Source organism: Streptomyces sp. NPDC058534 (genome assembly GCF_042717365.1).
Lineage (GTDB): Bacteria > Actinomycetota > Actinomycetes > Streptomycetales > Streptomycetaceae > Streptomyces.
Genome location: NZ_JBHXNW010000070.1, coordinates 36,976 through 48,053, shown reverse-complemented (window position 1 = coordinate 48,053; position 11,078 = coordinate 36,976). Strand labels below are relative to the sequence as shown.

Sequence of the window (11,078 nt, the reverse complement as noted above, 5' to 3'; positions counted from 1 at the left end):
GCGTTTGCTTAACGTCTCGATGGCTCGGAGATGTCTATTAGAGCCAGGCCTTCATCGTGTCCCTGGTCGGCTCAGAGCTGCTTCAGGGCGGCGAAGAGCTGGTCGAGGCGGCCGAAGAGCCTGGAGCCCTCAAGGTGGTTGGTGTAGTTGCGCGACTCGATGATCAGCCCGTCGCGGACCCGCAGGACGTACACGCACGGCAGGACGAGGTCCTTGCCGTTGATGGTGCCGCGGTAGGTGAACTCGGCGACGACCACCTCGGGGTCGGTCGACTCGTGGATGACGACGTCCTCCGCGCGGTAGTCGCGCAGACCGGCCGCAGCGGACTTGCCGGGACCTTCGGCGAAGTGCTTGCGCAGGGATTCCCGGGTCAGCAGCGGGGTGTCGCCGACCGGCGCCATCGGGTGCTCCACGCGGGTCTCCTCGGCGTAGAGCGCGGCGAGCGCGTCGGCCTGGGAGGCGTCGCCCGCGACCAGCTTGGGGACACCGTCGATCACCCGGAGGAACACTTCGCGTGCGGTGGGCGTCTCGGACATGGGGTACCTCCACGAGGAAGAAGGAGAGAAGGAAGGAAGGGAGTTCAGATCCCGAGCCGGGACCGGGGGGCCCGCGTAGCCCCCGTGAGCTGGGCCCGCAGGTCGTCGACGAGGATCGCCGCCTCCACGGCCCCCTTCGCGGCCCCGAAGACGTGGTGGTCGGGCCGGACCAGCAGGGTCGTACCGTCGCAGGACTCCAGATACGGGAGGTACATGCCGTCAAGGTCGACCACCGCATCGGCGGCACCGTCGACATCGCCGACGCCGTCGCCATCGGACGGCGACACGAGACGGACCACATGAGCGCCGAGGCCCACCAGGAAGGCGAGCCGTTCCGCGCCGAGGGCGGCGAGCGGATCCTCGGTGGTGAGCAGGCCGAAGCCGCGCCCCACCACCTCGTCGAACAGGCCCGTACGGCCCTGGTACCGGACCCGGCCTTGCGGTACGACGTCACCCGCCGGCGGCTCGGTCACCCCGGTGAAGCGCTGGTAGAGCAGCCCGCGGGAGAGCGGCGGCGCCGGCTCGGACCGTGCGTTCGTACCTGACGAGGCCCTCGCGAGCATCGCGGCGTCCCGGTCGGCCGCGACGCCCGGATCGGACACGCAGATGACCTTGCCGAGCTTCACCGAGGAGCGGATCGACTCCTCCACCTGCTTCCGGCGCTCCGCCGTGTAGCTGTCGAGCACGGAGGCGTCGGCCAGGCCGCGCAGCACGAGGTCGAGCTTCCACGCCAGGTTGGCGACGTCCCGGATGCCCGAGCACATGCCCTGGCCCGCGAAGGGCGGCATGAGGTGTGCGGCGTCTCCGGCCAGCAGGACCCTGCCGACCCGCCACTGGTCCGCCCAGCGGGCCTGGAAGGTGTACGTGGCCGTGCGCAGCAGCGTCGCGTTGGCCGGGCTGACGTCGAAGGGGGCGAGCAGACGCCACGCCGTCTCGGGCCGTTCCAGTTCGGCGTTGCTCTCGCCGGGCAGGCGCATGAACTCCCAGCGGCGGTGGCCCGGGCCGCTGGCGACCAGGGTCGTCGGGCGGGCCGGGTCGCAGATCTGCGTGTTGCTGGGGGTGAAGGTGCGGGGCTCGGCGAGTTCGACGTCGCAGAGGAGCCAGTCGTAGGAGAAGCCGAGGTCGGTGACGGGGACGCCGAGCGCCTCGCGCACGAAGCTGCGGGCGCCGTCACAGCCGACCACCCAGCGGGCGGTGAGGGTGCGCGTCGCGCCGTCGAGGGCGGTGCTGGTCACCTCGACGTGGTCGCCGTCGTCGGCGAGCCCGACGACCTGCTCCCCGCGTCGGATGTCCACGCCGGGGAGGGTGGACAGTCGGGTGGCGAGGCGGGCTTCGAGGGTCGGCTGGTGCATGGTGTTGGCGTCGGGCCAGCCGTACGGGCCGACAGCCGCGAAGTCGATTTCGAGGAGGGCCTGCCCGGCCGCGTTCTGCCAGCGGTAGCCGTCGGCCGGTTCGGTGAACTCGCCGATCTGCGGGCCGATTCCGGTGCCGGCGATGAGCCGGGCGGTCTCACCGTCGAAGCTGGTGGCGCGCGGGAGGAGGTAGGGCCGCGCGCGCTGTTCGAGCACGGTCACCCGCAGGCCGCGCTGGGCGAGCAGGATGGCCAGCACCCCGCCGACCGGCCCGTATCCGACGACGACGACGTCGGTATCCGTGTCGGTGTCCGTGAGCATGCCGGCGATCCTCCGCAGCGTAGAAGAAAAGGGGAACAGGACAGGAAGAGGTGGCGCGGGTCAGCGTCCGTCGCGGGGCATCGCGCGGAGGCAGTCCATGACGGTCGCCTCGTCGACGTCACGGACCAGTTCCGCTCCGGCCGCTCCGTCCAGGACGAAGGCCAGTCCGGAGGTCGCCTTCTTGTCCCGTCGCATCAGTTCGACGAGTTCTCCGACGTCCACCGCTTCCGGCAGGCGGGTCGGCAGGCCGTAGTGGGCGACGACCTCCAGGTGTTCGGCGACACGTTCCCGGTCGATGCGCCCCAGCGCTCCCGCGAGCCGTCCGGCGAACACCGTTCCGACGGCGACGGCTTCGCCGTGCCGCAGCGCGAAGTCGGTCGCCCTTTCCAGGGCGTGCCCGAGCGTGTGGCCGTAGTTGAGGATGTGGCGCAGGCCGGTGTCGCGTTCGTCGGCGGCGACCACCTCGGCCTTGCGGGCCACACTGGCGGCGATCTGTTCGTGCAGCGGCAGCCGCCGCAGGTCTCCGGCGCCGATGAAGTGGCAGCGGGCGATCTCCCCGTAGCCGTTGAGCCGTTCGCGCGCAGGCAGGGTGTCGAGGTAGTCGGTGTCGCAGAGCACCGCTCTCGGCTGCCAGTAGGCGCCGACGAGGTTCTTGCCCGTGGGCAGGTTGACGCCCGTCTTGCCGCCGATGCTGGCGTCCACCTGTGCGAGGAGTGACGTCGGCAGATGGATGACCGGCGTGCCCCGGTGGTACAGGGACGCGGCGAGGCCGACCATGTCGGTGGTGGTGCCGCCGCCACAGGAGACGACGATGTCGTCCCTGGTCAGCCCGGCGTCGGCGAACGACCGACAGAGCCCCTCGACGGAGGCCAGGTTCTTGTGCTCCTCCCCGTCGGCGACCTCCACCATGTGGTGGGGGACACCGGGATCGGGCACGGCCTCGAGGCCGCGCGCGGTCACGACCACGGCCCGGCGCGCGTCGGTGGCGGCCACCTCGTCGGCGAGGAGCACGCGTACGCCCGGCCCGATGTGCACGGCGTAGGAGCGCTCGCCGAGCTCGACGTCGATCCGCCGTGACGTCGCGGCGGCACTCCGGGGCACGGCGCTCGGGGACGCGGCGCTCTGGGACACGGCGCTCAACCCGCCACGGCGGTGGGGGCGTTCTCCGCCAGCTGGCCAGCGATCAGGGAGACGACCTCCGCGGCGCGGTCGGCGAGGAAGAAGTGGCCGCCGGGGAAGACATGGACGTCCGTCTCGCCGGTGGTGTACTCGCGCCACAGATCCGCCTCCGCCGGCGCGACCCGCGGGTCGTCGTCACCGGTCAGCACGGTGACGGGACAGCTCAGCAGTGCGCCGGACGCCAACTGGTAGGTCTCGACGGCACGGTAGTCGCTACGGATCGACGGCATGATCATGTCGAGGACGTCGGGGTCGTTCAGCATGGACTCGTCCGTGCCGTGCAGGGCCTTGAGTTCGTCCAGGATGCCCGCGTCCGAGCGCAGCCGCATGTCCTCCTCGCGGCGGCAGGAGGGAGCGCGCCGGCCGGACAGGAAGAGACGTACTGGGTCGGGCAGCCCCGCGCTCCGCATCCGCAGGGCCAGTTCGTGGGCGAGGATCGCGCCCATGCTGTGGCCGAAGAGGGCGATCGGCCCGTCCATGAACCGCTGGAGCTCGTCGAAGATGCGGTCCGCCAGCTCCGTCAGGGACTCGATGCCCGGCTCGGCGAGGCGGTCCTGGCGACCGGGGTACTGGATCGCGAGCACCTCGACGGCGGGCGACAGCGCCTTGGAGACCGGGAAGTAGAAGGTCGACGAGCCGCCCGCGTGCGGCAGGCACACCAGACGCATCGGGCTGTCGGGCGCCGAATGGTAGCGGCGAACCCACAGATCCTCGCGTATGGACGCTTGCGTCATGACCGACGACTCTCCTTTTTCGACAGGCGGGGAACGGACCGTGAATCGGGCGCTGAATTCGGGTGGTCCGCCCGTGCCCGGACGTTCTTCTGGCGACGTTCGGACATTAGCGAGCGCGTTGTCCGCTCGGTATCCCTCAGCCTGACAGTCCCACCGGGCGGGGCAGGACATCACTGTCAACCTGTGCGATGTCAAACGCGCGGCGCGGCGCGCAGGATTGCGCGTACGTGCGTATGCGGCACAGGCGGCTTGGCGCGCTCTTCGTCGCACTGCGCTATTCCGATACAAGAGGTGGCCCTTGAGCGCAATTCTTCTTCTGAATGGTCCCAATCTCGGCATTCTCGGTGAACGCGAACCTGAGGTGTACGGCACGGACACCCTGGCGGACATCGCGGCCGCCGTTGGCGACGAGCTTGCGGAGCGCGGCTGGAAGGTCCATTCGGTGCAGCACGATTCCGAGGGCGACCTGGTCCGGGCGGTGCACGAGCACCGGGCGAGCACCGTGGGCGCCATCGTCAATCCGGGTGCCCTGATGATCGCCGGCTGGAGTCTGCGTGACGCGCTCGCCGCGTACCCACAGCCGTGGATCGAGGTGCACCTCAGCAACGTGTGGGCGCGCGAACAGTTCCGCCACGAGTCGGTGATCGCGCCGCTGGCCGCCGGTGTGGTGGTCGGTCTCGGCGCGTATGGCTACCGGCTGGCCGCCAGGGCGCTGATGCACCTGACACCCGTGCCCGTACAGCACACCGCGCACCCCGGTCATACCGCACCCACCCCGTACATGGAGCGGAGCTCATGAACCACGAGCCGTTCACCGCACTGGCCGAGGACCTCGCCGGCGAGGTCGTCCTGCCCGGCGACGCGTCGTACGAAGAGCTCCGCCACGTGTTCTCACGCAAGGGCGAGCCGGCGGCCATCGTGCGCTGCCACGACACGGACGACGTCCGCAGGGCGATCCTGTTCGCGCGCGAACGGGATCTCGAGGTCTCGGTCCGCAGCGGCAGGCACAGCCTGGCCGGTTTCGGCACCAGCCGGGGCGGTCTCGTCATCGACCTGTCGCCAATGAACGCGGTCGAGCTCCTCGACGCCGAGCGGCACCGGGTGCGCGTCGCCCCGGGCGCGGTGTGGAGCGAGGTCGCCGCGTTCCTTGCAGGGCACGGCCTGGCGTTCTCCTCGGGGGACACGGCGTCGGTGGGTGTCGGCGGGCTGCTGCTCGGCGGCGGCATCGGCTGGACGGCCCGCGCCGACGGCCTGGCCCTCGACAACATGACCGCCACCGAGCTGGTCACCGCCGACGGGCGCGTCCTGCGGGCGAGCGCCGAGGAGAACCCGGAGCTGTTCTGGGCGCTGCGCGGCGGCGGCGGCAACTTCGGGATCGTGACGTCCTTCGAGATCACCGCGCGCCCGCTGGCCCGCGTCCAGTACGGCAAGGCCGTCTACCCCGGCGCCGAGGCCGCGCAGGTGCTCAAGGGCTGGGCGCGGCACATGCGGGTCGCGCCCGACGCGCTGATGTCCCATGTGACGCTGTTCCCCACGCGCGGCGACGCCCCGGCCCCGATCACGGTGATCTTCTGTTACGCGGGGGAGGACGGCGACGAGGCGATCGCACCGCTCCTCGCGCTCGGCACCGTCGAGAGCAAGACCGTCGACCTCGTGCCGGTCCCGCAGGTGCTTGCGCCGTCCGGCGGGCTGCCCCCGGGCTGGGAGCCGACGGTGCGCAGCCGGTTCGTTCCCGAGTGCGGCGACGCGTTGGTCGACGCGGCCCTTGAGGGGGCGCGTGCCTTCCGCACGCTGTTCCTCGAGTTCCGCAGTCTCGGTGGCGCCGTGAACCGTGTGCCGGAGGATGCCACGGCCTTCGCGCACCGGGGCTCCGAGGTGCTGATGAACACGATCAACATGGGGACACGGGAGGAGAACCTCGCGGCCGCTCCGGCGCTCGCCGCGTTCTGGGAGTCGCTCGCCCCGTACGTACGGGGTGCGTACAGCAACTTCCTCAGCGAGGCGGACGAGGAGGACATGGCCGCCGCGTATCCGCCGGCGACGTACACGCGGCTGCGGGCCGTGAAGCGCGCCTACGACCCGGAGAACGTCTTCTCGCGCAATCCCAACGTGAAGCCCGCTCCCGCCGCACGGGCCTGACCGGGTGAGGGTCCGGTCGGCGAGGGGGCGTGACGCCATGTCATATTCCGTCGCCGGCCGCGCCGTCGACGTCCAGGAGGCTCCATTCCCGGGCGAGTTCGACGCGCGAGCACACGCCGACCTTGCGGAAGATCTTGCGCAGGTGGAAGGCGACGGTGTGCCGGGACAGGAACAGCTGGTCGGCGGCCTGGCCGTTGGTGAATCCCTGTGCGGCGAGCTTGGCGACGGCGTACTCGGTGTCCGTCAGGCTCCGCACGCCGCTGCGCGGCCGGCCGGGGTCGCGGGGGTTCGGGTTGGCGTTGATCGAGCGCAGCCTGCTCCTGATGCGCGAGGAGTCCCGCAGGGAGCCCGCGTCGAGGTAGATCCGCATGGCCTCCTCGTACGTCGCCGCGGCCTCGGAGCGGCCGGCTTCCGTACGGGCGAGGACGACCGCAAGGTCTTCGAGCGCCGAGGCCCGGGCCCAGGGATCGACGTGCAGTTCCGCGGCCTTGCGCAGTTTGGCGACGTCGTCCTCCAGGAGTCCGGCGGCGTGCAGCGCGGCCGAGGCGACCGAGTGCACCCCGGGGTTGCGCTCCGCGAGCCGGGTGGCCGTGCGGACGCCTTCGGCGGCGAGCGCCGTGTCGCCCGCGCTCAGCACGAGGCGTACGAGCCAGGGGGCGGCGGCCGGTTCGGCGATGAACAGCTGGCGGGTGATCGATCCCGAGAGGAGGAGTTCGGCGGCGAGCCGCGCGGTCTTCTCCCGGCCCCGGTCGGCCTCGGCGACCTGGACCACGGCCCATGCCGACTGTCCCGCAGGCAGCATCTCGCGGCCGAACACGGCGTCTTCCTGGAGCTGGCGTGCGTAGCGGATCGCGGTCGCCAGCTCTCCTTGGCGCAGCGCGGCCGAGGCGAGGACGAAGTGGCCCACCGGGATCCACGCCCGCAGGCCGGCGTCCTCCGCGGCGCCCAGACCGGCCCTGGCGAGCTCCACGGCCTTCGCGAGGTCCCCGGAGGCCGCGGTCACCTGCGCCCTGACCAGCACGGAGACGGCGAACTTCCGCCCGCCCTCCCCCACGGCGCCGACGGCGTCGAGGGTCTCCCACGCCTGGTCGAACCCGCGTATCTGGGAAAGGAGCAGCGCCAGCTTCATATGGGCGTGGAACGCGCACTCGTCGGTGGGCGCGTCGCACTCGATGCGTGTGGCGTTGCCCGCGAGGGTGATGCCGTCCTCGAGCCGGCCGTCGCGCCAGGCCTCGTCGGACAGGGTCAGCAGGCGCGCCGTGTCACATGCCCCCGACGCGCAGGGCGAAGGAAACGCGGCGCATCGGTCGATCACTGCGGTTGCTTCCATGAAACGATCAGAGCCCACTTCTCGGTCGAGCCTTTCAACTGGCGTCGGCCCACGGCCCGTCGAGGCCGGGCTCGCCGGGGGCCGCGTATTTCAACGGCAGGGTTCCCGAAGCGCGGTAGCACCCTCGGATCAAGTCGGCTGCCTGGCGCACGGGGTCGGGGTGCGATCCCTCCCGGAGGAACAGGAGGAGATCGACGCGGTCTGCCGTCTGCGCACGGACCACGACGTGTTCCAGGCTGTCCTCCTGTGTGGCGTGCGCCCACAGGCTGTCGGCCAGTTCGTTCGCGTCGTCCGGTCCGACGACCACCCCGGGCAGGGCGATCAGGGCGGCGTAGACGGCATGCACGGCGTCAGCCCCAGGACAGGTCGTTCTGAGTCTGAACGACCGTGACGCCCATGTCGCTCGCGGCCCGAACCCGCTCACCCGGCGTCCCCGCGCTCGGCTGAGCGGCGAGGAGTGCGGTGAGGGCGGCGACGCAGGCGGCGACGGAGAGGGCGAAACGAGGCAAGAAGGCCATGAGGGAAACCCTTACTCAAGTGAAGGTAATAAGCTTGCAAATTGCTAAGCCGTGTCCCGGCGGTTCGCGCCGCTCGGCCCGAGACCCACTCTGAACGCCACCGGGCGCCTAGGGAAGCCGCATCGGGCGACATCATCAGGTCTGACAGCTTGCTGCCGGACGGCAACCCCGCCCCACCCGGCACATACCACCTGACCTTGAATCATTCAGTCCCTACTGCCATGATCCTCAGCGCAGGAGACCCCCTCAGGGGGCTTCACAGTCAAGGGGGAAACACCAGGGTGCTCGAGACACTTGGGTTGTCCGTGGAGGCCGGCTCCGTCTACCGGGTCATGCTTGAACAGCCCGACTCGGGCGTCGCGGAGTTGTCAGTTGCAACGTTACTGACGGAAAATCAAGTACGGGCCGCTCTGGACGAACTCGGTGAGCTGATGCTCGTCCGCATGTCCCGTGACCACCCCGGCGATCTGCGCGCCGTCAGCCCGCAGATCGGCCTCGCGAACATACTCCGCCAACAGGAGGCGGAGCTGGCCCGAAGACAGGCGGAGCTGGCGGCCTCGCGCGCCGTCGTCACCGAGCTTTTCGCAGCTCACGCCGAGGGCGACCGGACACAGGGAGCCCACGGGGAACGGCTCCTCGGCCTGGACGCGATCCAGAGCCGCCTCGAGATCATGGGCCGCACCATGACCGAGGAGTGCATGGGCGTGCACCCCGGCCGCGCCCAGCGCGCCGAGGATCTGCTCGCCAGCCGGCAGCCCAACGCCGAGGCGCTGGCCCGCGGGGTCACCTTCCGCACGCTTTACCAGGACTGCGTACGCAACGACGCCGCCACCGTCGAGCACGCCGACTGGCTTGTGGAGCACGGCGGCGAGGTCCGTACGGCCCCGGTGATACCGCAGCGCATGGTCATCACCGACCGCAGCCATGCCCTGCTCCCGCTCGACCCGTCGGACAGCCGCAAGGGCGCGCTCTATGTCACGGAACCCGGCATAGTCGTCTCCCTGGTGACCCTGTTCGAGCAGTCCTGGTCGCTCGCGGAGCCCCTCGGCGCGTGCGTCCGCCGCGACCCCGAGACGGGCCTCAACCCGGCCGAGCGCCAGCTGCTGCGCCTGTTGGCGTCCGGTCTGACCGACGAGGCCGCGGGCCAGCGCCTCGGGATCTCGGTCCGCACAGTCCGCCGGCAGATGGCGTCCATCATGCAACGCCTCGGTGCGACCAGCCGGTTCGAAGCCGGCCTCAAGGCGGCTCAGCGCTCCTGGCTGTAACAGCCGCCCGGGTGAACGGCGCCCCCTCATCGCCGGCTCCCCCAGGAACGCGACGAGGTCACAGCCGACGGCTGTGACCTCGTCACCGCACTGAGCAGACTAGTTCCGACTCTCGAACTCCAGCAGGGAGTTGCCGTCCGGACCCAGCGACGTCACCGAGACGAACCGTAGGCCGGCGTCCTCTCCGAGCGCCTCGAACTCCGCGGCGGTGCGTTCCTGACCGCCGACCATGATCAGCATGCAGAGGTCGCGCTGCGTGCTGACGAACGGCGTCGGGTGCCCCTTCGAGATTGATGACCTGGTCCACGACGAGCACTATGCCGGAGCCACCGGCCGCCTCGGCGCAGCCCCGCAGGATCTTCGCCGCCTCGCCGGTCGGCCAGTTGGGGAGGGCGTGCACGAGGAGGTACGTGTCGGCGCCGGCCGGCAGGGGCTCGAAGAAACTGCAGCGACCTCGCCAACTACGTCATGCACGCGACAGCCGCAGACCGCGAACGAGGAGTGCCCACTAAATCATCGACGGCCGCCTCACGTGGGGCCCCCGACCTCAAAACCAGGTCACTACTGAGGTTTTCGGCCCAGGGTGACGGTGATCTCGCTGGTGGGTGTATCCCTGGGGGATGCGGTATCCCGATGGGGGTGGCCTGACCGCGAAGCAGCGGGCCCGTCGGGAGCAAGGGCGGTTCGAGGCTGCCGAGTTATTTGCGCAAGGGTTGTCGCCGCCGCAGGTCGCGCGGCGGTTGCGGTCTCGCGGAAGTCCGCCTATGCCTGGTATGCCCGCTGGCGGGACGGCGGTGTGGACGAACTGCGGTCCAAGGGACCGTCCGGGCTTCCGTCGCGGATGAAGCCGGAGTGGCGGGCCTGGCTGGCGGCCGAGCTGGAGAAGGGGCCGGCCGCGCACGGCTGGAGCGAGGATCAGCGCTGGACGCTGGCCCGGGTGGCCATCGTGATCGCCCGGCACTTCCACGTGCGTTTCAGCCCGGCACAGACCTGGCGCATCCTGCGGCAGATGGGCTTTTCGGTGCAGGTGCCGGTGCGGCGGGCTGCCGAACGCGACGAGGAGGCCGTGACCACGTGGATCAAGGAGAAGTGGCCGCGGGTGGAAAGACGGTGAGGGACCAGGACGCCTGGCTGTGTTTCGCGGACGAGGCAGGGCAGCTGCTGCGGCCTCCGAAGGCGTGCACCTGGTCCCGCCGCGGCCGTCCGCCGCTGGTCCCGGTGAGGGCGGCCGGTTCTGGCCGCGTCTCTCTGGCGGGCCTGGTCTGCCGCAAGGCCGGTCAGCGCACCCGGCTGGTGTTTCGGATGCTGGTCCACCACGGTCGCAACGGTGAGAAGAAGGGTTTTCGGGAGCGGGACTTCGCCGCGTTACTGGATGCCGCACACCAGCAGCTCGGCGGCTACATCGTGCTGGTGTGGGACAACTACAGCCATCACGTCGACGCCACCATGCGCGAGCTGATCGGGAAACGGCCATGGCTGACGGTCTTCCGCTTCCCCCCTACCGTCCAGATCTCAACCCGGCCTGCTTGACGGGTTCATCGCCGAGACAGGACTGATCACGAGGCCGCCATGACGTCACCCCGAACAGAAAGCCTCAGTAGCGGCGCGGGCTCGCCACACGCTCGCAAGGACAGAATAAACCCCCACCGGGGTGCCGGGGCGGCGGTCTTCGCCGGCGGTAATTTGGCCGCACCGCGGCCCGAA

The 11,078-nt window shown here is 70.5% G+C and carries 13 protein-coding genes and 1 pseudogene; 5 read left to right on the top strand and 9 right to left on the bottom strand.

The window, feature by feature from the left end:
- Positions 1–71: 71 nt before the first annotated feature.
- From ACFWR9_RS32745 to ACFWR9_RS32730, 4 genes are read right to left on the bottom strand one after another with little or no spacing between them, the layout of a single operon-like run.
- Positions 72–536 carry a nuclear transport factor 2 family protein gene (locus tag ACFWR9_RS32745; protein ID WP_383848464.1) on the bottom strand — a complete coding sequence of 155 codons (465 nt, stop codon included), beginning with the start codon at positions 534–536 and terminating at the stop codon, positions 72–74.
- Between the two features lie 44 nt (positions 537–580).
- Positions 581–2,209, bottom strand: coding sequence for a bifunctional 3-(3-hydroxy-phenyl)propionate/3-hydroxycinnamic acid hydroxylase (locus ACFWR9_RS32740; protein ID WP_383848462.1), 1,629 nt, complete (start codon positions 2,207–2,209; stop codon positions 581–583).
- Positions 2,210–2,269: 60 nt separating this feature from the next.
- The gene (locus ACFWR9_RS32735; protein WP_383848471.1) at positions 2,270–3,340 is read right to left on the bottom strand and encodes a 3-dehydroquinate synthase family protein; all 1,071 of its coding nucleotides are present in this window, start codon (positions 3,338–3,340) and stop codon (positions 2,270–2,272) included.
- 5 nt (positions 3,341–3,345) lie between these two features.
- Positions 3,346–4,122 carry a thioesterase II family protein gene (locus ACFWR9_RS32730; RefSeq protein WP_383848459.1) on the bottom strand — a complete coding sequence of 259 codons (777 nt, stop codon included), beginning with the start codon at positions 4,120–4,122 and terminating at the stop codon, positions 3,346–3,348.
- Positions 4,123–4,420: 298 nt separating this feature from the next.
- Between ACFWR9_RS32730 and ACFWR9_RS32725 the strand changes: the two genes are divergently transcribed.
- The gene (locus ACFWR9_RS32725) at positions 4,421–4,921 is read left to right on the top strand and encodes a type II 3-dehydroquinate dehydratase (RefSeq protein WP_383848456.1); all 501 of its coding nucleotides are present in this window, start codon (positions 4,421–4,423) and stop codon (positions 4,919–4,921) included.
- The gene (locus ACFWR9_RS32720) at positions 4,918–6,261 is read left to right on the top strand and encodes an FAD-binding oxidoreductase (RefSeq protein WP_383848454.1); all 1,344 of its coding nucleotides are present in this window, start codon (positions 4,918–4,920) and stop codon (positions 6,259–6,261) included. The genes ACFWR9_RS32725 and ACFWR9_RS32720 overlap by 4 nt, the downstream gene beginning before the upstream one ends.
- 40 nt (positions 6,262–6,301) lie before the next feature.
- Here the strand turns inward: ACFWR9_RS32720 and ACFWR9_RS32715 are convergent, their stop codons facing one another.
- From ACFWR9_RS32715 to ACFWR9_RS32705, 3 genes are read right to left on the bottom strand one after another with little or no spacing between them, the layout of a single operon-like run.
- Positions 6,302–7,591, bottom strand: a complete 1,290-nt coding sequence (locus tag ACFWR9_RS32715; protein ID WP_383848451.1) for a LuxR C-terminal-related transcriptional regulator — start codon at positions 7,589–7,591, stop codon at positions 6,302–6,304.
- A gap of 34 nt (positions 7,592–7,625) precedes the next feature.
- Positions 7,626–7,937 carry a hypothetical protein gene (locus tag ACFWR9_RS32710; RefSeq protein WP_383848448.1) on the bottom strand — a complete coding sequence of 104 codons (312 nt, stop codon included), beginning with the start codon at positions 7,935–7,937 and terminating at the stop codon, positions 7,626–7,628.
- Positions 7,938–7,941: 4 nt separating this feature from the next.
- Positions 7,942–8,109: a hypothetical protein gene (locus ACFWR9_RS32705; protein ID WP_383848446.1), complete on the bottom strand. Its 168-nt coding sequence runs from the start codon at positions 8,107–8,109 to the stop codon at positions 7,942–7,944.
- Between the two features lie 281 nt (positions 8,110–8,390).
- On the opposite strand from ACFWR9_RS32705, the gene ACFWR9_RS32700 reads away from it, so the two are divergent.
- Positions 8,391–9,374, top strand: a complete 984-nt coding sequence (locus tag ACFWR9_RS32700; RefSeq protein ID WP_383848444.1) for a LuxR C-terminal-related transcriptional regulator — start codon at positions 8,391–8,393, stop codon at positions 9,372–9,374.
- Positions 9,375–9,473: 99 nt separating this feature from the next.
- Here ACFWR9_RS32700 and ACFWR9_RS32695 read toward each other — a convergent pair whose 3' ends face one another.
- Together ACFWR9_RS32695 and ACFWR9_RS32690 are read right to left on the bottom strand one after the other, a co-directional pair.
- Entirely contained in the window at positions 9,474–9,614 is a 141-nt protein-coding gene (locus ACFWR9_RS32695; protein WP_383848442.1) for a hypothetical protein, read from the bottom strand.
- 49 nt (positions 9,615–9,663) lie between these two features.
- Positions 9,664–9,807, bottom strand: a pseudogene (locus ACFWR9_RS32690) (carminomycin 4-O-methyltransferase); the annotation flags it as partial.
- Between the two features lie 363 nt (positions 9,808–10,170).
- Between ACFWR9_RS32690 and ACFWR9_RS32685 the strand changes: the two are divergent.
- Both ACFWR9_RS32685 and ACFWR9_RS32680 read left to right on the top strand, forming a co-directional pair.
- Entirely contained in the window at positions 10,171–10,488 is a 318-nt protein-coding gene (locus tag ACFWR9_RS32685) for a winged helix-turn-helix domain-containing protein (RefSeq protein WP_383848440.1), read from the top strand.
- Positions 10,485–10,904 (top strand): transposase, encoded by a 420-nt coding sequence (locus ACFWR9_RS32680; protein WP_383848438.1) that lies wholly within the window; start codon positions 10,485–10,487, stop codon positions 10,902–10,904. The genes ACFWR9_RS32685 and ACFWR9_RS32680 overlap by 4 nt, the downstream gene beginning before the upstream one ends.
- Positions 10,905–11,078 lie beyond the last annotated feature (174 nt).